This is a genomic window from Stenotrophomonas rhizophila (genome assembly GCF_001704155.1).
GTDB lineage: Bacteria > Pseudomonadota > Gammaproteobacteria > Xanthomonadales > Xanthomonadaceae > Stenotrophomonas > Stenotrophomonas rhizophila_A.
The window spans coordinates 774,198-797,571 of the sequence record NZ_CP016294.1 but is presented as its reverse complement, the minus strand read 5'-3'; the positions used below and the strand labels follow the sequence as shown (position 1 = coordinate 797,571).

General features: G+C 68.0%; 24 protein-coding genes and 1 riboswitch. Of the genes, 12 read left to right on the top strand and 12 right to left on the bottom strand.

What is annotated here, in order from left to right; translation table 11 throughout:
* The first annotated feature begins 107 nt into the window (after positions 1-107).
* A complete protein-coding gene (gene queD / locus BAY15_RS03480) occupies positions 108-461 on the top strand; it encodes a 6-carboxytetrahydropterin synthase QueD (RefSeq protein WP_068849013.1) in 354 nt (117 codons plus the stop codon).
* 458 nt (positions 462-919) lie between these two features.
* Here the strand turns inward: queD and BAY15_RS03475 are convergent, their stop codons facing one another.
* The 3 genes from BAY15_RS03475 to BAY15_RS03465 all read right to left on the bottom strand — a co-directional run bounded on the left by BAY15_RS03475 (position 920) and on the right by BAY15_RS03465 (position 4,619).
* Positions 920-2,008 (bottom strand): alpha/beta fold hydrolase, encoded by a 1,089-nt coding sequence (locus tag BAY15_RS03475; RefSeq protein WP_068849012.1) that lies wholly within the window; start codon positions 2,006-2,008, stop codon positions 920-922.
* Positions 2,009-2,400: 392 nt separating this feature from the next.
* Positions 2,401-3,900 (bottom strand): sensor histidine kinase, encoded by a 1,500-nt coding sequence (locus tag BAY15_RS03470; protein ID WP_068849010.1) that lies wholly within the window; start codon positions 3,898-3,900, stop codon positions 2,401-2,403.
* Positions 3,897-4,619, bottom strand: a complete 723-nt coding sequence (locus BAY15_RS03465; protein ID WP_068849008.1) for a response regulator transcription factor — start codon at positions 4,617-4,619, stop codon at positions 3,897-3,899. Before BAY15_RS03465 ends, BAY15_RS03470 begins: the two co-directional genes overlap by 4 nt.
* A gap of 146 nt (positions 4,620-4,765) precedes the next feature.
* On the opposite strand from BAY15_RS03465, the gene msrB reads away from it, so the two are divergent.
* The 4 genes from msrB to BAY15_RS03445 all read left to right on the top strand — a co-directional run bounded on the left by msrB (position 4,766) and on the right by BAY15_RS03445 (position 9,435).
* The gene (gene msrB, locus BAY15_RS03460) at positions 4,766-5,305 is read left to right on the top strand and encodes a peptide-methionine (R)-S-oxide reductase MsrB (protein WP_068849006.1); all 540 of its coding nucleotides are present in this window, start codon (positions 4,766-4,768) and stop codon (positions 5,303-5,305) included.
* 52 nt (positions 5,306-5,357) lie between these two features.
* A complete protein-coding gene (locus BAY15_RS03455) occupies positions 5,358-7,136 on the top strand; it encodes a cytochrome c biogenesis protein DipZ (RefSeq protein WP_068849004.1) in 1,779 nt (592 codons plus the stop codon).
* Between the two features lie 14 nt (positions 7,137-7,150).
* Positions 7,151-7,888: a peptide-methionine (S)-S-oxide reductase MsrA gene (msrA, locus tag BAY15_RS03450; RefSeq protein ID WP_068849002.1), complete on the top strand. Its 738-nt coding sequence runs from the start codon at positions 7,151-7,153 to the stop codon at positions 7,886-7,888.
* A gap of 116 nt (positions 7,889-8,004) precedes the next feature.
* Entirely contained in the window at positions 8,005-9,435 is a 1,431-nt protein-coding gene (locus tag BAY15_RS03445; RefSeq protein ID WP_428999277.1) for a PLP-dependent aminotransferase family protein, read from the top strand.
* Positions 9,436-9,438: 3 nt separating this feature from the next.
* Here BAY15_RS03445 and bioD read toward each other — a convergent pair whose 3' ends face one another.
* A complete protein-coding gene (gene bioD / locus BAY15_RS03440; protein ID WP_068849000.1) occupies positions 9,439-10,122 on the bottom strand; it encodes a dethiobiotin synthase in 684 nt (227 codons plus the stop codon).
* Between the two features lie 86 nt (positions 10,123-10,208).
* On the opposite strand from bioD, the gene BAY15_RS03435 reads away from it, so the two are divergent.
* Together BAY15_RS03435 and BAY15_RS03430 are read left to right on the top strand one after the other, a co-directional pair.
* Positions 10,209-10,691: a GAF domain-containing protein gene (locus tag BAY15_RS03435; protein WP_068848998.1), complete on the top strand. Its 483-nt coding sequence runs from the start codon at positions 10,209-10,211 to the stop codon at positions 10,689-10,691.
* Entirely contained in the window at positions 10,688-11,053 is a 366-nt protein-coding gene (locus tag BAY15_RS03430; protein WP_068848996.1) for a TfoX/Sxy family protein, read from the top strand. The genes BAY15_RS03435 and BAY15_RS03430 overlap by 4 nt, the downstream gene beginning before the upstream one ends.
* On the opposite strand, the gene BAY15_RS03425 is transcribed toward BAY15_RS03430, so the two are convergent.
* The gene (locus tag BAY15_RS03425) at positions 11,050-11,634 is read right to left on the bottom strand and encodes a histidine phosphatase family protein (RefSeq protein WP_068848994.1); all 585 of its coding nucleotides are present in this window, start codon (positions 11,632-11,634) and stop codon (positions 11,050-11,052) included. The genes BAY15_RS03430 and BAY15_RS03425 overlap by 4 nt on opposite strands.
* Positions 11,635-11,728: 94 nt before the next feature.
* A riboswitch (cobalamin riboswitch) is annotated at positions 11,729-11,951 on the top strand.
* Between the two features lie 121 nt (positions 11,952-12,072).
* On the opposite strand from BAY15_RS03425, the gene btuB reads away from it, so the two are divergent.
* Entirely contained in the window at positions 12,073-13,914 is a 1,842-nt protein-coding gene (gene btuB / locus BAY15_RS03420) for a TonB-dependent vitamin B12 receptor (RefSeq protein ID WP_068848992.1), read from the top strand.
* A 164-nt stretch (positions 13,915-14,078) separates the two neighbouring features.
* Here btuB and gph read toward each other — a convergent pair whose 3' ends face one another.
* On the bottom strand, positions 14,079-14,729 hold the full coding sequence (gene gph, locus BAY15_RS03415; protein ID WP_068848990.1) for a phosphoglycolate phosphatase: 651 nt from the start codon (positions 14,727-14,729) through the stop codon (positions 14,079-14,081).
* An 84-nt stretch (positions 14,730-14,813) separates the two neighbouring features.
* Entirely contained in the window at positions 14,814-15,716 is a 903-nt protein-coding gene (locus BAY15_RS03410; RefSeq protein ID WP_068848988.1) for a LysR family transcriptional regulator, read from the bottom strand.
* A 97-nt stretch (positions 15,717-15,813) separates the two neighbouring features.
* Here BAY15_RS03410 and BAY15_RS03405 point away from each other — a divergent pair, with 97 nt between their 5' ends.
* The gene (locus tag BAY15_RS03405; RefSeq protein ID WP_068848987.1) at positions 15,814-16,452 is read left to right on the top strand and encodes an NAD(P)-dependent oxidoreductase; all 639 of its coding nucleotides are present in this window, start codon (positions 15,814-15,816) and stop codon (positions 16,450-16,452) included.
* Between the two features lie 433 nt (positions 16,453-16,885).
* Here the strand turns inward: BAY15_RS03405 and dinB are convergent, their stop codons facing one another.
* Positions 16,886-17,953, bottom strand: a complete 1,068-nt coding sequence (gene dinB / locus BAY15_RS03400) for a DNA polymerase IV (protein WP_068848985.1) — start codon at positions 17,951-17,953, stop codon at positions 16,886-16,888.
* A 219-nt stretch (positions 17,954-18,172) separates the two neighbouring features.
* On the opposite strand from dinB, the gene fabA reads away from it, so the two are divergent.
* Positions 18,173-18,688 carry a 3-hydroxyacyl-[acyl-carrier-protein] dehydratase FabA gene (gene fabA / locus BAY15_RS03395; RefSeq protein WP_068854535.1) on the top strand — a complete coding sequence of 172 codons (516 nt, stop codon included), beginning with the start codon at positions 18,173-18,175 and terminating at the stop codon, positions 18,686-18,688.
* Positions 18,688-19,896, top strand: coding sequence for a beta-ketoacyl-ACP synthase I (fabB, locus tag BAY15_RS03390; RefSeq protein ID WP_068848982.1), 1,209 nt, complete (start codon positions 18,688-18,690; stop codon positions 19,894-19,896). Before fabA ends, fabB begins: the two co-directional genes overlap by 1 nt.
* A 199-nt stretch (positions 19,897-20,095) precedes the next feature.
* Here fabB and BAY15_RS03385 read toward each other — a convergent pair whose 3' ends face one another.
* Genes BAY15_RS03385 through BAY15_RS03375 form a run of 3 tightly spaced genes read right to left on the bottom strand, consistent with a single transcriptional unit; the run spans position 20,096 to position 22,613 of the window.
* Positions 20,096-20,782, bottom strand: coding sequence for an HAD family hydrolase (locus BAY15_RS03385; protein WP_068848980.1), 687 nt, complete (start codon positions 20,780-20,782; stop codon positions 20,096-20,098).
* Positions 20,779-21,498: a pseudouridine synthase gene (locus BAY15_RS03380; protein ID WP_068854534.1), complete on the bottom strand. Its 720-nt coding sequence runs from the start codon at positions 21,496-21,498 to the stop codon at positions 20,779-20,781. Before BAY15_RS03380 ends, BAY15_RS03385 begins: the two co-directional genes overlap by 4 nt.
* Complete coding sequence (locus BAY15_RS03375) at positions 21,495-22,613, bottom strand: class I SAM-dependent methyltransferase (protein ID WP_068848978.1); 1,119 nt, start codon at positions 22,611-22,613, stop codon at positions 21,495-21,497. Before BAY15_RS03375 ends, BAY15_RS03380 begins: the two co-directional genes overlap by 4 nt.
* A 150-nt stretch (positions 22,614-22,763) precedes the next feature.
* Here BAY15_RS03375 and BAY15_RS03370 point away from each other — a divergent pair, with 150 nt between their 5' ends.
* Positions 22,764-23,027 carry a hypothetical protein gene (locus BAY15_RS03370; RefSeq protein WP_068848976.1) on the top strand — a complete coding sequence of 88 codons (264 nt, stop codon included), beginning with the start codon at positions 22,764-22,766 and terminating at the stop codon, positions 23,025-23,027.
* 42 nt (positions 23,028-23,069) lie between these two features.
* Here BAY15_RS03370 and BAY15_RS03365 read toward each other — a convergent pair whose 3' ends face one another.
* Positions 23,070-23,360: a DUF3247 family protein gene (locus BAY15_RS03365; RefSeq protein WP_068848974.1), complete on the bottom strand. Its 291-nt coding sequence runs from the start codon at positions 23,358-23,360 to the stop codon at positions 23,070-23,072.
* Between the last annotated feature and the right edge of the window lie 14 nt (positions 23,361-23,374).

Here is a 23,374-nt window from a genome sequence, read left to right as displayed (position 1 = left end):
CCAAGGGCTTAACGGGCCAATAACATCGCTTCATGCGGATATAACGAAAAGTAACATCTCTTCATCCGGATGGATATGTTTTTGTTGGATGGCCGTACAATGGGCCCATGGAAATCTTCAAAGTCTTTACCCTCGAAGCGGCCCACCACCTGCCCAACGTGCCGGCGGGCCACAAGTGCGCGCGCCTGCACGGCCACTCGTTCCGGGTGGAGCTGAAGGTCGAGGGCGAGCCGGGCGAACACACCGGCTGGATCATGGATTTCGGCGACGTCAAAGCGGCCTTCCAGCCGATCTACGACCGCCTGGACCACCATTACCTCAACGACATCCCCGGCCTGGAAAACCCGACCAGCGAACGCCTGGCGATCTGGATCTGGAACGAGCTCAAGCCCGCCCTGCCGGCGCTGAGCGAGGTGACGGTGCACGAGACCTGCACCTCCGGCTGCCGCTACCGCGGCTGAGCCACAGCCCCCAACCCGTTGTTTCTGAACGAATTTAAACTAATTCGGACCACTTCGGCAATGTATTGTTGCAATGCACCACGATCGGTGTATGCTGCATTGCATCAAACGGAATTTGCGTGGGTCCCTCCCCCCACGCAATCCCAAGACCCGACAGAACCCTCCCTCTGTCGGGTCTTTTTTTTTGGTTGTTTGATCCGGATCCACGGACGTCACGTAACAATCCGTAGCCCCGGCCGTTGGCCGGACACCGCGCGCAGCGCGGCCCAACCGTCCGAACTCCGTTACCCACCGATCGCATCCAACGCTCCGGCGTTTACACGTTCCGGAGCCGCCCGTCAGGCGTTCATGACCCCGGAACGAAGAGCAGCCGGCCAACGGCCGGGGCTACGAATTTTTACGCGCCCATTGGGATTGGGATCAATCGACCAGCGCATCCGGATGCATGATCGCAGTGGTTACCGCGCGAGCGGGCGCACGATCTGCACCAGGCTCAACAGCGTCTTGCCCGGCTCTTCCCACGGGACCATGTGCGCCGAATGTTCGAACCACACGCCCTGCTTGTACGGCGCCTGCACGGTGTTCAACCAGCGCTCGGTCGGCGCGGTGGGCGTGGTGTAGTCGTGGCGGCCCATGAACATCACCACCGGGATCGGGAAGCGGGTGATCGGGTTGAAATCCACCTTCAGCATCTGCGGCAGCAACGGCCCCAGCGACAGCACGCTGCCCTTGTCGATGTTGCAGCGGTCGGCGTCCGTGTAATCGGGCGAGAGCCTGGCCGCGCCGAAGTAATATTTGGAGTCATCGCGGTAGGCCGTCAGCCCCCCGTAGTACTGCGGCCACGTGCGCGCCGTGATGATCCGCTCGCGCGTGATCGGCGTGTTGCCCGGGTACGGCGCGATCGCCTCCAGTTCGGCCACCGCCTTGGCGTTGCCGTGTGCCTTCGCCTGCGCCAGTCCGTAATCGAAACTGATCTTCTCGTTCTCCACCTGGTTGATGATCTGCCCGATCCCAACGTACGCGTGGAACAGGTCCGGCCGTTTCAACGCCGCCTGCATCGCCACGATCGTGCCCCAGCTGTGCGCCATCAAGATCACCTTGCGCTGGCCCAGGTGCGTGCGCAGGTGCTCGGCCACCTCGATGGCATCTTCCACGTAGCGTTCAATGGTCAGCGTCGGCGCGATCGCGTCCGGCGACGCCTCCGCGTAGGTCTTGCCTGCACCGCGCTGGTCCCAGTCCACCACCGTGAAGTACTCCTCCAGCGGTCGCTGGAACTGCCACACGCTCGGCGTCACCGGGCTGGCCGGGCCACCGTGTACGAACAGGATCACCGGGTTGGCCCGGTCCTCGCCGCGGATCGTGAGCCACTGCTTCACCCCGCCGATCGGCGTGGCGTACTGTTCCTGGATGCCGTTCGGCGTGGTGATCCGCTGCAGGTCGCGTACCACCGCGCGCGCCGGTTCCAGCGCCGAGGTGTCCGGGCAGGATTGGGCGAATGCAGACGGGGTGGCGGACAGCAGCAGGGTCAAGCAGACGAGTGCGCGCATGAAACCTCCAGATGTGCGGGGCCTGTGGTGGGTTGATCCCAATCTACGGACGTTACGTAACAATTCGTAGCCCCGGCCGTTGGCCGGACACCGCGCGCAGCGCGGCCCAAGCATCCGGAGCACGGTATGCCGTCGCCGCGGCCCTGCATCCGGGTGTCAACCCAGAACGAAACCGTGTATCAGGCGCAATGAACGCCTGACGGCTTCTTCGGAACGTGTAAACGTCGGGATGATCGCCGCGAGCAATACGCAACCGGCTTTGGACGCTTGGGCCGCGCTGCGCGCGGTGTCCGGCCAACGGCCGGGGCTACGAATTGTTGCGTGCCCATTGGGATCGGGATTAACCAACCATGGGCCCGGAACCGTTACGGGCCCATTGGGATCTGGATCAATCAACCTTGGGCTCCGGATACATTCCCGGCAGACCCCCATGCACTCGGCAGCGAGAACACGAACAACGCGCCCTCGCGGCTGTCCAGCAGTTGGATCTCACGCTGGTGCAGCTGCAGGATGCGGTGCACGATCAGCAGGCCCAGCCCCCCGCTGTCCGGCCGCTGGCTGCCGAATGCCGGGGGCGTGTGGAACAGGTCCTCGCGCCGCGCCGCCGGAATGCCCGGGCCGGTGTCGGCCACGCTGACCCGCACCTCGCCCTGCGCCGCCTGCAGCGTCACCGTGATCCGGCCGCCTTCGGGCGTGTGCCGGATCGCATTGTCCAGCAGGTTGGTCAGCACCCGCTCGATCAGCGCCAGGTCCGCGTCCACCGCCGGCAGGCCAGGCGGAATGTCCGCCGCCAGCGTCTGCCGGCGCGCCTGCGCGGCCAGCTCGAATTTCTGGAAGACGTCCTGCACCAGGTCCGGCAGCGAGAACGCCTGGCGGTCCAGCACCACCCCGCCGTGTTCCAGCCGCGCCAGCTCGAACAGCGCCTGGGCCAGCCGGCCCACCTTGTGGCTCTGCGACAGCGCGATGCCCAGGTAGCGCTGGCGCTCTTCTGCGCTGAGCGTGGCGTCCTTCAACGCCAGCGTTTCCAGGTAGCCGTGCAGCGACGACAACGGCGTGCGCAGGTCGTGCGAGATGTTGGCTACCAGCTCGCGCCGCTGCAGGTCCTGCTGGCGCAGCTGCTGCCACTGCTCGCCCAGGCGCTGGCCCATGTGCCCGAAGCTGTGCTGCAGGATCGCCAGCTCATCGCGCTCACCCGCGCGCAGCGGCGTGGGCGGCAACGCCTGCGCCGGCGCCGCCGCATCCACGTCGAACGACTGCACGCGCCGGGTCAGCTGGCGCAGCGGCCGGGTCACCCAGCGGAACGCCACCGCACCGGCCAGCAGCCCGATGCCGGCCACGATCGCCAGCGACCACAGCGTGGTGCGCAGCGTGGCATTGGCCGCGATGTTGGCCGCCAGCGCCTCGCGCTGTTCGCCCACCAGCACCACGTAGATGTAGCCGGCCTGGCGCCCCTGCACGAACAGCGGGGCGGCGTTGAACACCTTGCGCCCGCGCGCGCTGCGCGGGTCATCGCCGAGGATCGGCAGCGGCTCGTCGCGCAGCAGTGCCTGCACCGGCGCCAGGTCCACGCGGTCGCGCTTGAGGTGTCCGGTGGGCGCATCGTGGCCGAGGATGCGGCCCTGGTCGTCCAGCAGGTACACCTCCACGCTGGGGTTGACCGCCATCAGCTTGCCAAACAGCGCGCGCACCTCGCCGGTGCGCATGCCGCCACCGTCCATCAGCTCGCCGCTGCGCGCGATGTGCTCGGCCAGCCCGCGCGACAGCCGCTGTACGGTTTCCTGCTCGTGCAGGCTGGTGCTGCGCATCTGGATCGCCATCAGCGCGCCGCAGCACACCAGCAGCAGCGCGAAGAACGCCACCGACAACCGCTGCGACAACGACAACCGGATCATGCCGCTGCACCCTCGCTGCCATCGACCAGCTTGTAGCCACGGCCCCACACCGTCTGGATGCGCTGGGGCGACGCCGGGTCGCGTTCGATCTTGTTGCGCAGCCGGTTGATGTGGGTGTTCACGGTGTGCTCGTAGCCATCGTGCTGGTAGCCCCACACCTGGTTGAGCAGGTCCATGCGCGAATACACCTGGCCGGGGTGGCGGGCGAAGAAGTACAGCAGGTCGAACTCGCGCGGGGTCAGCTCCAGCGCGCGCCCTTCCACCTGCGCGGTGCGCGCCACCGGGTCGATGCGCAGCCCGGCCACGGCCAGTTCACCGGCATCGATGCGCGCGTTCTGCGCCATCGCTTCCACCCGGCGCAGCAGCGCCTTGACCCGCGCCACCAGTTCCAGCATCGAAAATGGCTTGGCCAGGTAATCGTCGGCGCCCAGTTCCAGGCCCAGGATGCGGTGCACTTCGCTGGCGCGTGCGCTGGTGATGATGATCGGGGTGTAGCGCGCCATGCCCCGCGCGCGCCGGCAGATTTCCAGGCCATCCACGCCGGGCAGCATCAGGTCCAGCACCAGCGCGGACCACGGCTGCGCCTCCAGCAGGGCCAGGCCCTCGTCGCCGGTAGCGGCATGGGTGACCTCATAGCCCTCGTCGCGCAGGTGCATGCGCAGCAGGTTGGCGATGTGGACATCGTCTTCGACGATCAGGACGCGCTTGGCAGTGCTCATTGGCACGGTGACGGGCAGCAGGAAGGTGAACGCATTGTGGCCAGATCCGGACCTGAATGTGTCACGGAAAATTTAACCCTGCGTGAGGATTCGTTGACCGGGCCGGGCGCAGCATGGCCCCATCGTTTCCAGACCGGGAGATCGCCATGCGTTGTACCCGTCGCAGACTGCTCGGCATGGGCGCCATCGGCGCCGCGGCCGGGCTGTTCGGTTTGACCGCCTGCAGTGGGTCGGCCCCCGCCGCACCCGCACCCACGCGCCGCTTCGAGGTGATGCGCACCGATGCGCAGTGGCGCGAACAGCTCAGCCCGGCGCAGTACGCCGTACTGCGCCGGCAAAGCACCGAGCGCCCCTTCAGCAGCCCACTCAACAAGGAACACCGGCGCGGCACCTTCACCTGTGCCGGGTGCGCGCTGCCGTTGTTCTCCTCGTCCACCAAGTTCGACAGCGGCACCGGCTGGCCCAGCTTCTGGGCGCCGCTGCACGATGCCGTCGGCGAGGACCGCGACACCACGTTGGGCATGCTGCGCGTGGAAGCGCATTGCCGGCGCTGTGGTGGCCACCTGGGCCATGTGTTCGATGACGGCCCGCGCCCGACCGGGCTGCGTTACTGCATGAACGGCGTGGCGATGAACTTCGTCGCCGCTGACGAAGAGACACGCGTGCGGATACCCAACCGCACGTAACGCCGATGAAGCAGCCGGGCAGGGCCCGGCGCTACCCGATAAGGAACGTTCGATGATTCTGCTTGTACTTGCCTACCTGGGCGGTGTGTTGACCATTCTCAGCCCGTGCATCCTGCCGGTGCTGCCGTTCGTGTTTGCCCGTTCGGACCGCCCGTTCCTGCGCAGTGGCCTGCCGCTGCTGATCGGCATGGCGCTGATGTTCGCGGTGGTGGCCAGCCTGGCGGCAGTGGGCAGCCAGTGGGTCGCGCAGGCCAACCAGATCGGGCGCTGGATCGCGCTGGTGGTGATGGCGCTGTTCGCGCTCGCGCTGCTGTGGCCGGCGCTGGCCGACCGCCTGCTGTCGCCGTTCCAGCGGCTGGGCGCACGGCTCAGTGCGTCAGCGGACAAGGCCACCGACGCCGGGCGCGGCGGGGTGGGCACCTCGCTGCTGATCGGCGTGGCCACCGGCCTGCTGTGGGCACCGTGCGCCGGCCCGATTCTTGGGCTGATCCTCACCGGCGCTGCCCTGCAGGGTGCCAGCGTGGGCACCAGCGGGCTGCTGCTGGCGTATGCACTGGGCGCGGCCACCTCGCTGGCACTGGCGATCTGGATTGGCGGGCGTGTGTTCACCGCGCTCAAGCGGCGGCTGGGCGCGGGCGAGTGGATCCGCCGCGCGCTGGGCGTGGCCGCACTGCTGGCGGTGGTGGCCATTGCGATGGGCTGGGACACCGGCGTGCTCACCCGGTTGTCGTCGGTCAGCACCGCGCGGCTGGAACAGGGCCTGCTCGATACGCTGCCCGGCCAGGCGCCTGACGCCGGTCCCGCGATGATGATGCGCGCCGCCGATGCACCGGCCGGTGCCGAGCTGCCGGTGGAAGGCACCCTGCCTTCGCTGGACGGCGCCACCGGCTGGCTCAACAGCCCGCCGCTGACCGCCGAAGGCCTGCGCGGCAAGGTGGTGCTGGTCGATTTCTGGACCTATTCCTGCATCAACTGCCTGCGCGCCCTGCCCTACGTGCGGGAGTGGGAACAGCGTTACCGCGACCAGGGCCTGGTGGTGATCGGCGTGCATGCCCCGGAGTTCGCCTTCGAGCGCAACCTGGGCAACGTGCAGCGTGCGGTGAAGGAACTGAAGATCGACTACCCGGTGGCGATCGACAATGAGTTCGCGATCTGGCGCGGCTTCAACAACCGCTATTGGCCGGCGCATTACTTCATCGACGCGCAGGGCCACATCCGTGCGCACCACTTCGGTGAAGGCAACTACGCGCAGTCCGAACGGATCATCCGCCAGCTGCTGCGCGAAGCCGGTGCCACGCTGCCCGAGGAGCCCGCACAGGCCATGGCGATGGCCGCCAGTGCACCGCGCGCGGGCGTGGAACTGCAGGCCGACATGTCCAACCTCAAATCGCCGGAGACCTACCTCGGCTACTCGCGTGCGGAAAACTTCGCCTCGCCGGACGGCCAGCGCCGCGACGCACCCGCCGATTACACGCTGCCGTCGACGTTCGCGTTGAACCAGTGGGCCTTGTCCGGGCGCTGGACGGTGGGTAACGAAGACGCGCAGCTGCAACGCGCCGGCGGTCGTATCGCGTTCCGCTTCCACGCCCGCGACCTGCACCTGGTGCTGGCACCGGGTGCGGACGGCAAGCCGGTGCGGTTCCGGGTGCGCATCGACGGCCAGCCGCCCGGCGCCTCGGTTGGTGGCGATGCCAGCGCCGATGGCAGCGGCACGGTCGACGAGCACCGCCTGTACCAGCTGATCCGCCAGTCCGGCGATGTCGGCGAACGCACGTTCGAGATCGAGTTCCTCGATCCGGGTGTGCACGCCTATGCCTTCACCTTCGGTTGAACCAGGAGAACCCCATGCGCGTTTCCTTCGACAAACTGGTGGCCGGTGGCATTGCCGCCGCCGTTGCCGCGCTGACCATCAGTGCGGTGGTCAGCCTGGACCGCCCCGCATATGCCGCGCCGGCCGAAGCGGTGGTGGCGGTGCCGGCACCGGCGGGTGCGGCCGATCCGAAGCTGCCCGGCAAGCGCGCGCAGGTGGTGTTCGCCGGCGGCTGCTTCTGGGGCGTGCAGGGCGTGTTCCAGCACATCAAGGGCGTGGACAACGCGGTCTCCGGCTACATCGGTGGGCGCCCGGCCGACGCGAACTATTCGCGCGTCAGTAGCGGTGGCACCGGCCATGCCGAAGCCGTGCAGGTCACCTACGACCCCAGCCAGGTGAGCTACGGCCAGTTGATGCAGGTGTTCTTCTCGGTGGCGCACGATCCCACCCAGCTCAACCGCCAGGGCCCGGACCGCGGCACGCAGTACCGTTCGGCGGTGTTCGCCGATGATGCCGCGCAGCGCGATGCCACCCGCGCTTACATCGCGCAGCTGCAGAAGGCACGCGCGTATGCGGCGCCGGTAGTGACCACCGTGGACGGCGGCAAGCCGTTCGTTGCGGCCGAGGGCTACCACCAGAACTACCTGACGCTGCACCCGGAGTCGCTGTACATCCGTATCAACGACCAGCCCAAGGTGGCGGCGCTGCAGCGGATGTACCCGCAGCTGTACCGCGAGAAGCCGAGGCTGGTGTCGACCTTGTCAGCGAGGTAACGGATGGGACGGCGGTAGAGGCCGACCGTTGGTCGGTCTTCGCCGTGGGGATGCCAGGTTGCAAGGCATCCAGGGTACAGCGCACCATGCTGGCGACCCTCATGGTTACAGATTCCATGGCCGCCAACCTCTACCAATCCCTGGCCGACGAACTGGCCGACGCCATCCACGGCGGCCGCCTGCCGGCCGGTGCGCGCCTGCCGTCCCTGCGCGGCCTGGCCGCGCAGCGCCAGCTCAGCTTGAACACGGTCATCGCTGCCTACCGGCAGCTGGAGGACGCCGGGCTGGTGATGCCGCGGCCCAAGGCCGGGTTCGTGGTCAGCGCGCGCCTGCCCGAACCCACCCGCTCTCTGCGCCAGGCCCCGGCGCTGGCCACCACCCAGGCCCAGCAGCTGATGATGGCGCGCGTGCTGGAGGCGCAGCGGCAGCCGGGCATCGTCGACCTGGCCTTCGCCGGTCCGCGCGGCGAGCGCTTCTACCCCGCCGCACGGCTGGCCCGTGCCACCGCACAGGTGTTGCGGCGCACCCCGGCGATGGTGCGCACCTACGCGCGCCCCAACGGGGCCAGGCGGCTGTTGGAGCAGATCGTGCGGCGCGGCCCGCGGCTAGGCCTGCACACCACGGTGGAGCGGCTGGTGCTCACCCATGGCGCGATGGAAGCGCTGCAGCTGGCCCTGCGTGCGGTGACCCGGCCGGGCGATGCGGTCGGCATCGAAGCCCCCTCCTATTTCAACCTGTACCCATTGCTGGCCAACCTGGGCCTGAAAGCGATCGAGCTGCCCACCGACCCGCGCGAGGGGCTGGACGTGGATGCGGTGGAAGCGCAGCTGCAGGAAGGCGCACTGGCCGCCATTGTCGCGATGCCCAGCGTGCACAACCCGCTCGGCTGCACCCTGCCGGTAGCGGCCAAGCAGCGCCTGGCGGCGCTGGTGAACCAGTACCAGGTACCGCTGATCGAAGATGCGGTCTATGCCGAACTGCAGTACCAGGAGCCGCTGCCGCCGTTGTTGAAGGCGTTCGACGAGGACGGTTGGGTGATCGTGGTCAACGGTTTTTCCAAGACGCTCGCACCGGACTACCGTATCGGCTGGCTCGATGGCGGGCGCTTCGCCGCCGACATCCAGCTGCTGAAGTTCCAGTCCACCGGCGCCGAATCGCAGCTGCTGGGCGAGGCGGTTGCCGCGTTCCTGGAAGCGGGCAGCTACGAACACCACCTGCGCGGGCTGCGCCGGCTGTACCGCGAGCAGGTCGGGCGCGTGCGTGCGCTGGTGGCCCAGCACTTCCCGCCCGGTACCCTGGCCACCCAGCCCAGCGGCGGTTTCCTGCTGTGGATCGAACTGCCGGCGGGCGTGGACAGCAGCGTGCTGTTCGAACAGGCGCTGGCCGAGGGCGTGGTGTTCATGCCCGGCCAGGTGTATTCGCGCGGGGCCCGCTACCGGCACTGCCTCCGGCTGTCGTGCTGCCAGGAGCTGGACGCGCGCTACGTGGACGCCATTGCCAGCGTCGGCCGGCTGGCCACTGCCCTGCTGGCGCAGGCGCGCGGCTGACCCTCAGCCGAGCAGGTGGCGGGCCAGCTGCGCCGGATCGGCGCCCGGTGCGTACGGCAGCCGCCCCCAGAACGGCATCGGCAGGCGCGCGCGCAGCAGCGCCACGTTGTCGTCGATGCGCTCCATCTGCGGGTCCACCTCGTTGGCGATCCAGCCGATGCAGGTTGCACCGCTGGCGCTGATTGCCTGCGCGGTCAGCCGCGCGTGATTGAGACAGCCCAGCCGCAGGCCCACCACCATCACCACCGGCAGCTGCAGCGCCTGCACCAGGTGCGACTGGTCCAGCGTGGCCGACAGCGGTGCCAGCCAGCCGCCCACGCCTTCCACCACCACGGTGTCGGCCTGCGCGCGCAGGCGGGCGAACGCCGCCTCGATCGGATCCAGTGACAGCGTCACCCCCGCCGCCTCGGCGGCCAGTTCCGGCGCCAGCGGCAGCGGCAGTGCGTAGGGGTTGAGGTCGGCATAGGCCGGGGCCGGGTCGCTGGCGGCCAGCAGGGCGGTGGCATCCTCGTTGCGCAGGCCCTCGACGGTCTGCTCGCAGCCGCTGGCCACCGGCTTCATGCCCACCGCGCGGTGCCCGCGTTGGCGCAGCGCGTGCAGCAGGGCGCAGCTGCTGAAGGTCTTGCCGATGCCGGTATCGGTACCGGTGACGTAGAACGCGGCGGGCGGGGCAGAAAGCGATGACATGGCCGGACCGATGAACAGGGGCGCCCATTATCAGCGTTCCGCCGCCGGTGGGTCCGGCCGCCGGCCGCGCTTGCTAGACTGCGGCCATGTTCGATACTTCCACGCTCACCGGCAGCAAGCCGGAACAGTACGGCCAGCTGCTGGCCCAGGCCCGTGCCCTGGTGCACGGTGAACGCGACCGCATTGCCAATGCCGCCAATCTGTCAGCGCTGGTCTACCACGCGCTGCCGCAGCTGAACTGGGTGGGTTTCTACCTGTTTGATGGCACTGAACTGGTGGTCGGCCCGTTCCAGGGCCTGCCGGCCTGCGTGCGCATTCCGCTGGACAAGGGTGTGTGCGGCGCGGCCGCCTCGCAGCGGGTAACCCAACGCATCGAGGACGTGGACGCCTTCCCCGGCCACATTGCCTGTGATTCGGCCTCGCGCTCGGAACTGGTGGTGCCGCTGGTACACGGCGACACCCTGATCGGCGTGTTCGACCTGGACAGCCCGGTGCTGGCCCGTTTCGATGCCGATGACCAGGCCGGGCTGGAAGCCATTGCCGCGGTGTTCGTCGAGGCCTTGGGATGAGCACCAAGCTGCGCAACATCGGCCCCAAGAGCGCGGCCTGGCTGCGCCAGGTCGGTCTGCGCACTGCCGAAGACCTGGCCGCGGCCGGGTCGGTGGGCGCGTTCGTGAAGGTACGCCGCGCCGGCTTCAAACCGAGCCTCAACCTGCTCTACTCGCTCGAGGGCGCGCTGCAGGACTGCCACTGGCAGGAACTGCCCGAAGCGCGCCGCGCCGAGCTGGTGGCCGAATACGACGCGATCATCGCCGACAAGCCGCTGAAGAAGGCGCCGCCGGCCTCGGGCCCGGTGTATGACCGCACCGTGGCCAACGATGACGAAGGCGACGGCAGCGACGCCGCGTTCGACACCGACGACGACCGCTAGGGCGACGCCTGCTGCAACTCCAGTAGTTCCCCCCACAGCTCCCCGTCGTCCCGCTCCACCCGCAGCTGCAGCCGCGTACCGTGGTCGATGCGCAGCGCCCAGCACATCGCCATCGGCAGCCCGCACACCTGCGACAGCACCATCCGCAGCGGGCCACCATGGCTGACCACCAGCGTTGGCACCGGTTCGGGCTCATCCAGCAGCCGATGCAATGCGCGCGCGATGCGGCGCTCGAAATGCCCCCAGCTTTCGCCATGCGGCGGCGGGTTCGCATGCGGGTCCAGGTGGAATGCCTGCAGCGCCTGCATCGGCAGCGCCTGCAGCGGCTGGCCGTCCCAGTCGCCGAAATCCAGCTCCTCCCACTCCTCGTCCGCGATCACCTCCAGCCCGCGCGGCAGCGCCAACGCAGCGGCGGTGTCCAGCGCACGCTGGCGCGGTGAACTCCGCACGCGCTGCCACTGCAGGTCGGCATGGCGTGCGCAGATCAGATCGATGCCCTGCACGTCCAGCGGCGGATCGGTACGCCCATCCAGGTGGTCGTCGCGGCCAGTGGCCGCGTGCCGGATCAGGTCCAGGATCATAGGGACTGCAACCACGTCAAAAAGCGAGGCGCATTCTAACCGCTGGCGTCGCACCGCCCGTGCCGGCATTGCGCCGGCCGCCGGGCTTTGCTCTACACTGCGCCCACTTTCAGGTGACCTGCGGTGCAAGCCGGCAGGTTGAAACGGGAAGCCGGTGACGCAACAGGTCCTGCCTGCTGCCATTCCGGCGCTGCCCCCGCAACGGTAAGCGTGGAAGCCAGGCACATGCCACTGTGCGCAAGCATGGGAAGGCGCCTGGCGCGATGGTCCGCCATCGGCCCGCGAGCCCGGAGACCGGCCTGGAAGACGACTGGTTGCGATGCGGCGGGCATGGCGGCGGCAAGCGGCGCCGTACCTGCGCCCGCCCACCGTCCCTGCCCCCGTTGACCGCCTCCCACAACCTTGCCGCGCGGGCGTGCGCGGTGTTTGGAGTCAACGATGAAGCTGCAGATCCGCCTTCTTTCCCTGGCCGTACTCTCGGCGCTGCCCGGTGTGGCCGCCGCACAGGACGATGCCATCGCACTGGACCAGGTGCTGGTGACCGCCACGCGGACCCCGATTGCCCTGCAGGACAGCATCTCGCCGGCGCAGGTGATCGACCGCGCCGAGATCGAGCGCAGCCAGGCGCCGTCGCTGCAGGACCTGCTGCGCGGCCGCGCCGGCATCAACCTCAACAACAGCGGCGGACTGGGCAAGCAGAGCTCGCTGTTCCTGCGCGGCACCAATTCGGCCCACACCCTGGTGCTGGTCGATGGCGTGCGCATCAACACCGGCGACCTTGGCCTGGCCATGCTGCAGGACCTGCCGCTGGCGCAGATCGAACGCGTGGAAATCGTGCGCGGCCCGCAGTCCAGCCTGTACGGCGCGGACGCGATCGGCGGCGTGATCCAGATCTTCACCCGCCGCAATGCCGGCGACTTCGCCCCCCACCTGCAACTGGGCGGCGGCAGCAACGGCCTGCGCGAAGCCAGCGGCGGCTTCGGTGGCACCGGCGCACGCGGCTGGTTCGGCACCGACATCGCCTACCAGCACACCGACGGCATCAACTCCTGCAACGGTGATCCGGTCACCTTCGCCGGCTGCGGCGCCAACGAACCCGACCGCGACGGGTACCGCAACCTGTCGATGAGCCTGCGCGGCGGCTACACGCTGACCGACAGCCTGAGCGTGGAAGGCACCGCGCTGCGCGCCGAAGGCGAGAACCACTACGACGGCTACTACAACTACTCCGAAACCCTGCAGCAGGTGCTGGGCGGCAAGGTCCGCTACACGCCGAGCGAGCGCTTCACCCTGACCGCCAACGTCGGCCGTGCCGACAACGAGTCGGACAACTACAACGACGACACCTGGCTGGGCGCCGCGCAGACCCACCGCGACAGCGCCTCGGTGCAGGCCGACGTGGGCATCGCCGACGGCCAGCTGCTCAGCGCCGGCGTGGACTGGAGCCAGGACAACCTGGACGGCAGCAGCGCCGGCTATCTGGTCGACAGCCGCGACAACACCGGCGTGTTCGTGCAGTACCAGGGCCGCTTCGGCGCGCACCACCTGCAGGCCAGCGTGCGCAACGACGACAACGAACAGTTCGGCAACCACACCACCGGCAGCCTTGGCTGGGGCATGGAACTGGGCGGCGGCTTCCGCCTCAATGCCAGCTACGGCACCGCGTTCAAGGCGCCGACCTTCAGCGACCTGTATGACCCGTGGAGCGGCGTGCCCGGGCTGGACCCCGAGAAATCCAAGAGCGCCAACCTTGGCATCGCCCAGCAGGGCGACAGCTGGCGCTGGGGCCTGGATGTGTATGAAACCCGCATCGATGACCTGATCACCTACGACGCCACCACCTTCATGATGTCGCAGGTGGAAAAGGCGCGGATCCGCGGTGCCGAGCTGACCGGCTCGCTGACCGTGGCCGGCGTTGACCTCAGCGCACAGCTGAGCCACACCGACCCGCGCAACCGCACCGACGGCAGCGCCCAGTTCGACAACTGGCTGGCCCGCCGCGCGCAGGACACCGCACGCCTGGACATCGACCGCCGCTTCGGTGGCTTCCGCGCCGGCGTCACCGCCTTCGGTGCCGGCAAGCGCTACGACAATGCCGACAACAGCGTGCGCCTGGCCGGGTATGGCACCGTGGACCTGCGCCTGGAATACGCGATCAGCCGCGACTGGTCGGTGCTGGGCCGGGTCAGCAACGTGTTCGACCGCGATTACGAAACGGTGGCCTGGTACAACCAGCCCGGCCGCGAGTACCGCCTGAGCGTGCGTTACCAGCCGAAATGATCCGGGGTTGGCCGGCATCGCGAGGTGCCGGCCAACGGCCGGCGCTACCGGGTGCACGAGCACGGCTCGGCGTCACCGCCGCTCTACGAGCACGGTACGGCGTCATGGCCGCTCCACGAGCACGGTAGGTGCCGACCGTTGGTCGGCACGGCGCCACCGCCGCGCTACAACCCGGGCAACGACCGCAGGTCGTCCACCACCGCCACCGCGTCCACCGTGTTCAGATCCAGCCCGCGCGGATACCCGTAACGCACCAGCGCCACCGGCATGCCTGCATCCACCGCAGCGCGATAGTCGGTGATCGAATCCCCCACCATCAAGGCGGCCGTGGGGGCCACCCCGAACGCAGCTGCGATATGCCGCAGCGGCACGCCACTGGGCTTGCGCTCGGGCAACGAATCGCCGCCCAGTACCATCGCGAAGAAGTCCTGCACGCCCAGGTGGGCGAGCAGCGGCGCGACCATGGCCGACGGCTTGTTGGTGCAGATCGCCAGGGTCACGTTACGCGCGCGCAACGCTTCCAGCGCCGGTACCACGCCGTCGTACAGCCGCGGGCTGCGCAGCAGGCACGCTTCGTAGTGGCGCATGAAACCGGGCATCACCCGATCCAGGTCGATGTCGCTGCGGGCCGCAGTGAAGGCCTGCTCAACAAGGCGGCGCACGCCATCACCGATCCAGGTCAGCACCGTCGCCTCGGGCACGCGCGACAACTGCCAGTCTTCCAGCGTGCGGTTGAGCGCCTCGGCGATATCGGCCGCGCTGTCGACCAGCGTGCCGTCCAGATCAAAAATCACCAGCGGGTAGGGATAGGACAAGGCAAGGATCGCTTCTGAACATGGGGGACCACCGATTGTAGAGCCACGCCCTGCGTGTCCCACGCGAAGTCAGATCGAGATGCATCAGATCCGCGCCAGGAACTCCTCCCCCGCAAACCGTTCCACCAGGAAATCCAGGAAGCTGCGCATCACCGCCGGCAACTGCCGCCGCGACGCATATACCGCATGGATGCCCATCTCCTCCACCTGGTACTCCGGCAACACCTCCACCAGCGCACCCGAACGCAGCAACGGCGCGATCTGGTACGTCGGCAACATCGCAATCCCCGCCCCCGCCCGCACCGCCTCCAGCAACAGCGACGCCTCGTTCGCACTGATGTTGCCGCCCACCGCCACCGAAATCGCACGCCCCTGCCGCTGCAACTGCCACACGCTTTTACCCACGTAGTGATGGGTAAGGCAGTTATGCCCCGCCAACCCATCGGCACTGACCGGCGTGCCCCGCTCGGCCAGATACGAAGGCGCCGCGCACAACACCGACCGGCACGGCGCCAGCCACCGAGCGATCAGGCTCGGATCAATCGCCCGCGAAATCCGCACCGCCACATCCACCCGCTCCTCCACCAGGTTCACCACCCGGTCCACCAGCAACAGCTCCACCCGCGTCAAGGGATGCCGACGCACGAACTCCGCCACCGCCGCCGCCAGGTGCAGCTGCCCGAACGACACACTCGCCGTCACCCGCAACACCCCATGCGGCTCCGGGTTGTCGCTGGCCACCTCGCCCTGCAGCTCATCGCCGATGGCCAGCATCTGCCGGAACCGCAGCAGCGCCGCCTCCCCCGGCCCGGTCAGGCTGATCCGCCGCGTGGTCCGGTGCAGCAGCCGCGCCCCCAGCCACGTTTCCACCTCCGCCAGGTACCGCGTCACCATCGCCCGCGACATATCCAGCGCCTCCGCCGCCGCCGTCAGGCTGCCGCGCTCGGCCACCTCCACGAACACCTGCATTGCCGTAAGCCGGTCCATTTGATCGATCCGCGCAACAAATTAGGCCGTTATACGCGGTTTTTCGTCCACTTTCAGGCGCATATGCTGGCCTTCCTCCCACAACGGACCCTGCCCCATGAAGATCGCCCTCGTCGGTGCCACCGGCAACATCGGCCGTGAAATCACCCGCCAGGCCCTGGCCCGCGGCCACCAGGTCACCGCCATCGTCCGTCGCGACAGCGGCCTGCCCGCCGAACTCGACGGCGCCCAGCTCGCCGTCGCCGCCCTCGACGACACCGACGCCCTGGCCGCCGTGATTGCCGGCCACGACGTCCTGGCCAGCGCCTTCGGCCCGCGCCCCGGCGATGACCCGTCCACCGTCACCACCGTCACCGCAGAACTGGTCAAGGCCGCCCGCCAGGCCGGCGTCCCGCGCTTCCTGATGGTCGGCGGCGCCGGCACCCTCGAAGTCGCCCCGGGCGTGCAGCTGGTCGACACCGAAGGCTTCCCCGATGCCTACAAGCCGGTCGCCCTCGCCGCCCGCCAAGCGTTCAACCTGCTGCAGAACGTGGATGACCTCGACTGGACGTTCTATTCGCCGGCGGCTGAAATTGGCCCGGGGCCGCAGAAGGGTGGTTTCCGCACGCAGGCCAAGCAGTTCCTGGTTGGCGCCGATGGGCATAGCCGGATCAGTTACGCCGATTACGCCGATGCGTTCGTGAGCGAGATCGAGAAGCCGCAGTACGTGCGGACGATTGCGACCGTGGCGTATTGATCGAGAGTGGTGATGCGCGGCATGTGGTGATTTTCATGCCCCACCGCGCGTTGCATTGCGATCGGCGGTCGATTGGGATGCGACCCTACCGACCAGCCCGCCACCCACCCGGCATTCGGCCCGGTGACCGGTCACCACCGCGACAGTGCCGCGATCGGCCGGCTCGTCCCGCCGACCTGAGAACAGTGCGTTCAAGTTGCCGCCCGCCATCGGTTGCAATGCGCGGTTGCTCCCGCTGTTCATTGGGTGCCAGCCCAGCTTGGGCGGGCCGGCGGGGGCGGGTTGGCGGGACTGTAGAAAACATGGATGTTTTCTACAAGCCCCCAAGGATGGGTTCACGGCGTGTCCCGCCAACCCGCACCCGCCGGCCCGCTACCCGGAGCAATGAAACGTCGCAGTTGCTGTTGCTGTTGCAGTTGCTCTTGCTGTTGCTTCAGTCAAACAGCCCCATCTGGCTCACTGGTTCACGCTCGCGGAACCCGCCCAAGCCAACCCCCACCAACCGATAACGTGTCTCCGCCGGCAGATCCACGCGCGCGCGTAACGCAAGCGCGATATCGCGCAGCTCCTCCAGCGTTTCCGGCGGCGATTCCGGCGTGAAACTGCGCGTAATGATCCGGAACTGCGACGTCTTCAACTTCAGCACCACCGTGTGCCCCACCCGGTCCGTCTTGCGCGTTGCGTTCCACGTCTTGCCCGCCAGCTCCACGATCGCCGGCTCCAATGCCTCCAGTGGCAGATCCTCCGCGAACGTATCCTCCGACGAAATCGACTGCACCGGCTGGTCCGGTTCCACCGGACGCTCATCGATACCGCGCGCACGCCGGTACAGACTCGCACCGAAACTGCCGAAGCGCCCTTCCAGCTCCTCCAGCCGCAACCCACGCAGATCGCCCACCGTCACGACGCCAAGCTCCGACAGCTTGCCCTCCATCACCTTGCCCACCCCCGGCACCCGCTTCACCGGCAGCGGCATCAGGAACTGATCGATCCGGTGCGGTGGCACCACGAACTGCCCGTCCGGCTTGCGCCAATCCGACGCGATTTTCGCCAGGAACTTGTTCGGCGCGATCCCCGCCGACGCCGTCAACTGCGTCTCCTCCCGGATCTGCGCGCGGATCAACGCCGCGATCTCCGTCGCCACCGTCATCCCGCCCTTGTGCACCGTCACATCCAGGTACGCCTCATCCAGCGACAACGGCTCCACCAGATCCGTATGCCGCAGGAAAATCTCCCGCACCTGCCGCGACACCGCCTTGTAGCGCACGAAATCCGGCGGCACGAACACCGCATCCGGGCACAACCGCTCCGCCCGCATCGCCGGCATCGCCGAACGGATCCCGAACACCCGCGCCTCGTACGACGCCGCGCATACCACCGAACGCGCCCCCTTCCACGCCACCACCACCGGCAGCCCGCGCAGCGACGGATTGTCGCGCTGCTCCACCGACGCGTAAAACGCGTCCATGTCGACGTGGATGATCTTGCGTTGTGCGGACACGGCGGAAGCTCAAGGGCCCAAGCGGCGGGAATAGATGAACAAGATTACAGCCACACGCCTGAGTATGGTCTTTTCATAACAACAACATGCGTTTTTCAAGCTGAAAACACTACGCCGGCGTACGGTTAAAACGTTTGATTGAATGGAAATTACTCTGCACTCTTGGGTGCTTTCAACGGCAACAAACCGCCGCCCTCCATCTTCAGGATTGCGTTTTCCATGACTCGTCTCAACGCGTTCTCGCGCGAACAGCTGCTGGCCAGTGCCCGTGGCGAACTGTTCGGGCCGGGCAGCGGTCGCCTGCCCAATGACCCGATGCTGATGTTCGATCGCATCACCGACATCCGCGATGACGGCGGTCCACACGGCAAAGGCTACGTGCGCGCGGAACTGGATATCCGCCCCGACCTGTGGTTCTTCGGCTGCCATTTCATCGGCGACCCGGTGATGCCCGGTTGCCTCGGCCTGGACGCAATGTGGCAGCTCACCGGGTTCTACCTCACCTGGCTGGGCGCGCCCGGCCGTGGCCGCGCACTCGGCTGCGGTGAAGTGAAGTTCACCGGCCAGGTGCTGCCCGACGCAAAGCGTGTCACCTACGAAATCGACATCACCCGCGTCATCAACCGCAAGCTGGTCATGGCGCAGTCCGATGCCCGCATGCTGGTCGACGGCCGCGAAATCTATACCGCCAAAGACCTCCGCGTAGGTCTGTTCACTTCCACCGAGAACTTCTGATGCGTCGCGTCGTCATTACCGGAATGGGCATCACCTCGTGCCTGGGCAACGATCTGGACACCGTGTCCACCGCACTGCGTGAAGGCCGCGCCGGCATCCGCAACCTTCCCGACCACGCCGACGCCGGTCTGCGCAGCCACGTGGGCGGCAACATCGAACTGGACCTGGACGCGCAGATCGACCGCAAGCTCAAGCGCTTCATGAGCGATGCCTCGGCCTACGCCTACATCGCCATGCGCGACGCCATCGCCGATGCCGGCCTGGACGAAGCGCAGGTGGTCAACCCGCGCACCGGCCTGATTGCAGGCTCCGGCGGCGGCTCCAGCCAGTGGCAGGTCGAATCGGCCGACATCCTGCGCGCGCGTGGCGTGCGCAAGGTCGGCCCGTACATGGTGCCGCGCACGATGTGCTCCACCGTGTCGGCCTGCCTGGCCACCGCCTTCCAGATCAAGGGCCTGAGCTACTCGCTGTCCGCTGCCTGCGCGACCTCCGCGCACTGCATCGGCGCCGCCGCCGACCTGATCCGGCATGGCGCGCAGGACGTGATGTTCGCCGGTGGCGGTGAAGACCTGCACTGGTCGATGAGCGTCATGTTCGATGCGATGGGCGCGCTGTCCACCCGCTTCAACGACACCCCGGCCACCGCATCGCGCCCGTACGACAAGGACCGCGACGGCTTTGTCATCGCCGGTGGCGGCGGCATGCTGGTGCTGGAAGATTACGACCACGCCGTGGCACGCGGTGCACGCATCTATGCCGAACTGGTGGGCTACGGCGTCACCTCCGACGGTGCCGACATGGTCGCCCCGTCCGGTGAAGGCGCGGTGCGTTGCATGAACATGGCCATGCAGAACCTCAGCGGCCCGATCGACTACCTCAACACGCACGGCACCTCTACCCCGCTGGGCGACGTGACCGAGTTGAAGGCGGTGCGCGAAGTGTTCGGCGAATCGATTCCGCCGCTGTCGTCGACCAAGGCGCTGTCCGGTCATTCGCTGGGTGCGGCCAGCGTGCACGAAGCGATCTACTGCCTGCTGATGATGCGCGATGGCTTCATTGCCGGTTCGGCCAACATCGGCGAACTCGACCCGGCCGTGGAAGGTTTCCCGATCGTTCGCGAGAGCCAGGACAAGCAGTTGAACACGGTGATGTCCAACAGCTTCGGCTTCGGCGGCACCAACGCAGCGCTGGTGTTCGGACGGGTGTGATTCCGCGCGGCATCGACATGAAAAACCCGGCCACGTGCCGGGTTTTTTGTTGGTTTACGGGCGGAATAATGCGGGTGGAACGGCGTGAAATTCCCGGTAGAGCCGACTGTTAGTCGGCTGCCTTTGGCGGGGTCTATGATCGCGCTTCGCGCTTAGCCGACTAACAGTCGGCTCTACCCTTCAGCTCTACCCTTCGGCTCTACCGTCCGCTTTGCAGCAGCGGCAGCAGCAGTGCGTGGGCGTCGGTGAGCGATTCCACGATGCGGTGGCCGAGCGCGCGCAGGTCGGCATCCGGATGCACCAGGTCCGGCACCTGGATCGCGGTCATGCCGGCGCCTACCGCCGCGCGGATGCCGGCCGGCGAGTCTTCCAGCGCCAGGCAGCGCGCGGGATCCTTGCCCAGTTTCCGCGCAGCCAGCAGGTAGATGTCCGGCGCCGGCTTCGGGTGGGCCACGTCGCTGCTGGTGACCACGTGGTCGAAGTAACCCAGCAACCCCGCCGCCGCCAGTTTGCGCGACGCGCGCGGCTCGCGGGTGGACGTCGCCACCGCTCGCGGCAGGGCGTGTGCCTGCAGCAGCTGCAGCAGCGCCAGTATGCCGGGACGCAGCGGCAGCCCCTGCTGGGTGCGCGCTTCATACAGGTCGTGGCAGCGCGCATACAGCGCGGCCACCTGCCCGGCATCGATGTGGCGCAGCAGCCGCTGTTCGCAGTCGCGGTCGCCCAATCCGACCATGCCCAGCCAGAAGTCATCGGCGAACGGCAGCTGCAGTTCCCGTGCGGCCTGCGACCAGCACGCAATGGACACCCGCTCGCTGTCGATCATCAGGCCATCCATGTCGAAGATGACCGCTTCGGGCAGGAACGGCAGGGCGGCGATGGCAGTCATGACGCGTCGGTGAGGTGCCCGGTGAACAGCGTTTCCAGGTCCGCCGCATCCAGCATGCGCCACTCGCCCTCGGGCAGGTCGCCCAGCGACAGCCCGCCGATGCGGCTGCGGTGCAGTGCCTGCACGTGGTTGCCCACCGCCGCGAACATGCGCCGGGCCTGGTGGTAGCGGCCTTCATGCAGCACCAGTTCGGCCTCGCGCGCCGAGCGCACGTGCAGTTCGGCCGGCAGCAGCGGCTTGTCGTCCGCTTCCAGCATCAGCGCGCCACTGGCGAAACGTGCCACCTCGTCACCGCGCAGGTCTTCGGCCACGGTGACCTGGTAGGCCTTGTCCAGCCGCGATTTGGGCGACACGATCCGGTGCAGCAGCGCGCCGTCGTCGGTCATCAGCAGCAGGCCGCTGGTGTCGCGGTCCAGCCGGCCCACCGACGACAGCACCGGCGAACGCTCGCGGAAGCGCGGCGGCAACAGGTCGTAGATCAGCCGGCCCTTGTCCTTGGTCGAACAGGTGTAGTCACGCGGCTTGTGCAGCATCAGGGTCAGCCCCTGCGGCGGATCCAGCGGCTCCCCCTCGACCCGGATCGCTTCGTGGGCGACCTGGTCATCGGCGTACAGCACCTCGCCGTCCGCATCGGTGATGAGCCCCTCGCGGAACATGCCCTGCACCTGCTTGCGGCTGCCATAACCCAGGTTGGCCAGCAGTTTCACCAGCTTCATGCGCGGCCCCCGCGGCCCCACTTCGGCTCGTCGCTGCGCGGGGCCCTGGTGGGGGTGGGGCTCTTGCTGGCCTTGGTCGCCTCGATCAGCTTGAAGCCGTCGCGTTCTGCAGCCACGCGCACCTGGCCGAAGCTTTCGTTGAGGATCTGCTCGTACGGCAGGTGGCGGTTGGCCACCAGCCACATCCGCCCACCCGGGCGCAGCGCCTGCGCGGCCACGGCGATGAAGCGCTGGCCGATGTCCGGGCGGTCGGCACGCGAGGGAGTGTGGAACGGCGGGTTGGTGACGATGAAGTCGTACTGCGCCTCGATGCCGGCGGTGACGTCCTGCCAGTGGAAGCCCAGCTTGGCCGGCTTGCCCAGTGCCTCCAGATTGACCCTGGCCAGCGCCAACGCGCGGCCTTCTGCCTCGAACAGGTCCAGCGCGCTCACCTGCGGGCAGCGCTGCAGCACTTCGCTGGACAGGTAGCCGAAGCCGGCGCCCAGGTCCGCGCCGCGCCCGGCCAGGTCGGCCGGCAGCTGTTCCACCAGCAGCGCCGAGGCCGGGTCGATGCGGTCCCAGGCGAAGATGCCCGGGCGGCTCTGGAAGCGCCCGCCCAGGATCGCGCGCGGCGCGTCCAGCGCGGCCCAGCGCTGGGCCAGGGCGGCGTCATGCTGACCCTCCAACGGCGCGGTCCAGTACACCCGGCAGTGGTTCTTGGTCATCTTGCCGCCCAGCCCGGCCAGCTGCTGCAGGTCGCCTTCGCCGGAGCGGGCGCCTTCGTTGTTGTGCTGGCAGGCCACCACGATGCCGCCCGGGGCGGCCAGCGCCAGCGCGCGGGCAAACAGCGCGCGGGCTTCTTCACGCTGGCGCGGCGGCAGCACCAGCACCAGCGCGTAGCGGGTGCTGTCGTCGGCCAGCTGCTGCTCGTCGCGCACGGTCCAGCCGCTGGCTTCCAGCGCATCGGCGAAGGGGCGGAAGCTCTGCTCGCAGACCAGCTGGCCCGGTTGGGCGTGCTCGCGCAGCGGCCAGCCATCGCGGGCGCGCAGGAACAGCACCGGCCCGGCCGGCCAGGACAGCGCGCCGCCGAACGGCAGGAACAGGGTTTCCAGGGGGGCGTCGTGCTGGGCAGCCATGGGGGCACATCTTGAAAAGAGACCGCCATTCTACCGTTTCGGCCGATCGGCCCCGTTCGGCGGCCGATTTGCGTTTATTCAACGCTGCCTTGATGCCATCGCAACAGGCTGTCGGTCAGGGTGAAGGCTCATCCGCAACGGAGGTAGCTCATGCGCGCATTGTTCGTCGGTGGCGTGGTCGACAACAGCGAAATGGATCTGGAGGGCGCACAGCCGCCGGTGCACTACCCCGAGGACACCGGTGGTGGGCATTCGAGGTACCGGTTGCACCAGGTGGGCAAGCAGGCCGATGGTGCCGTGGCCTATGCGGTGTACGGCGCGCCCGACATGGCCGATGACGAAGTCGCCCGGATTGCGGATGAGCGCGCCTATGCGCGCCGCTTCGAAGCTGAGCCGGAAGTCTTCACGCATTGAGGAAAGGCGCGTGCCGGGCAGGGCCCGGCACGGCCCGGAGGGTCATTCCACCGGGGGCAGCTGGCGGACCGTGCTGATCTCATCCAGCCACAGCACATGCTGCTGCACCGGGGCATCCAGGTCATCCAGACGCAGCTGGCCATTGCTGCCTTCGTTCTCTTCCGCATTTCGGTACTGCTGCACGGTGGGCTGTACCGCCACGGTGCCGAGCAGGCGGCGGCCGTCTTTCAGCGTGACTTCGACCTGGGTCTGGCCTTTGAGCTGGGGCAGCAAGGCCTCGAGCTCGGCAATGTCGGCCGGGTTGGTGTGGATGCGGGGGGCGATGCGGGACATGCGGTTCCTTTGAT

Excerpts from the sequence above, each read along its gene's own strand:
- queD (WP_068849013.1), top strand. The coding sequence starts at position 108 with ATGGAAATCTTCAAAGTCTTTACCCTCGAAGCGGCCCACCACCTGCCC.
- BAY15_RS03475 (WP_068849012.1), bottom strand. The coding sequence starts at position 2,008 with ATGCGCGCACTCGTCTGCTTGACCCTGCTGCTGTCCGCCACCCCGTCT.
- BAY15_RS03470 (WP_068849010.1), bottom strand. The coding sequence starts at position 3,900 with ATGATCCGGTTGTCGTTGTCGCAGCGGTTGTCGGTGGCGTTCTTCGCG.
- BAY15_RS03465 (WP_068849008.1), bottom strand. The coding sequence starts at position 4,619 with ATGAGCACTGCCAAGCGCGTCCTGATCGTCGAAGACGATGTCCACATC.
- msrB (WP_068849006.1), top strand. The coding sequence starts at position 4,766 with ATGCGTTGTACCCGTCGCAGACTGCTCGGCATGGGCGCCATCGGCGCC.
- BAY15_RS03455 (WP_068849004.1), top strand. The coding sequence starts at position 5,358 with ATGATTCTGCTTGTACTTGCCTACCTGGGCGGTGTGTTGACCATTCTC.
- msrA (WP_068849002.1), top strand. The coding sequence starts at position 7,151 with ATGCGCGTTTCCTTCGACAAACTGGTGGCCGGTGGCATTGCCGCCGCC.
- BAY15_RS03445 (WP_428999277.1), top strand. The coding sequence starts at position 8,005 with ATGGCCGCCAACCTCTACCAATCCCTGGCCGACGAACTGGCCGACGCC.
- bioD (WP_068849000.1), bottom strand. The coding sequence starts at position 10,122 with ATGTCATCGCTTTCTGCCCCGCCCGCCGCGTTCTACGTCACCGGTACC.
- BAY15_RS03435 (WP_068848998.1), top strand. The coding sequence starts at position 10,209 with ATGTTCGATACTTCCACGCTCACCGGCAGCAAGCCGGAACAGTACGGC.
- BAY15_RS03430 (WP_068848996.1), top strand. The coding sequence starts at position 10,688 with ATGAGCACCAAGCTGCGCAACATCGGCCCCAAGAGCGCGGCCTGGCTG.
- BAY15_RS03425 (WP_068848994.1), bottom strand. The coding sequence starts at position 11,634 with ATGATCCTGGACCTGATCCGGCACGCGGCCACTGGCCGCGACGACCAC.
- btuB (WP_068848992.1), top strand. The coding sequence starts at position 12,073 with ATGAAGCTGCAGATCCGCCTTCTTTCCCTGGCCGTACTCTCGGCGCTG.
- BAY15_RS03410 (WP_068848988.1), bottom strand. The coding sequence starts at position 15,716 with ATGGACCGGCTTACGGCAATGCAGGTGTTCGTGGAGGTGGCCGAGCGC.
- BAY15_RS03405 (WP_068848987.1), top strand. The coding sequence starts at position 15,814 with ATGAAGATCGCCCTCGTCGGTGCCACCGGCAACATCGGCCGTGAAATC.
- fabA (WP_068854535.1), top strand. The coding sequence starts at position 18,173 with ATGACTCGTCTCAACGCGTTCTCGCGCGAACAGCTGCTGGCCAGTGCC.
- fabB (WP_068848982.1), top strand. The coding sequence starts at position 18,688 with ATGCGTCGCGTCGTCATTACCGGAATGGGCATCACCTCGTGCCTGGGC.
- BAY15_RS03385 (WP_068848980.1), bottom strand. The coding sequence starts at position 20,782 with ATGACTGCCATCGCCGCCCTGCCGTTCCTGCCCGAAGCGGTCATCTTC.
- BAY15_RS03380 (WP_068854534.1), bottom strand. The coding sequence starts at position 21,498 with ATGAAGCTGGTGAAACTGCTGGCCAACCTGGGTTATGGCAGCCGCAAG.
- BAY15_RS03375 (WP_068848978.1), bottom strand. The coding sequence starts at position 22,613 with ATGGCTGCCCAGCACGACGCCCCCCTGGAAACCCTGTTCCTGCCGTTC.
- BAY15_RS03370 (WP_068848976.1), top strand. The coding sequence starts at position 22,764 with ATGCGCGCATTGTTCGTCGGTGGCGTGGTCGACAACAGCGAAATGGAT.
- BAY15_RS03365 (WP_068848974.1), bottom strand. The coding sequence starts at position 23,360 with ATGTCCCGCATCGCCCCCCGCATCCACACCAACCCGGCCGACATTGCC.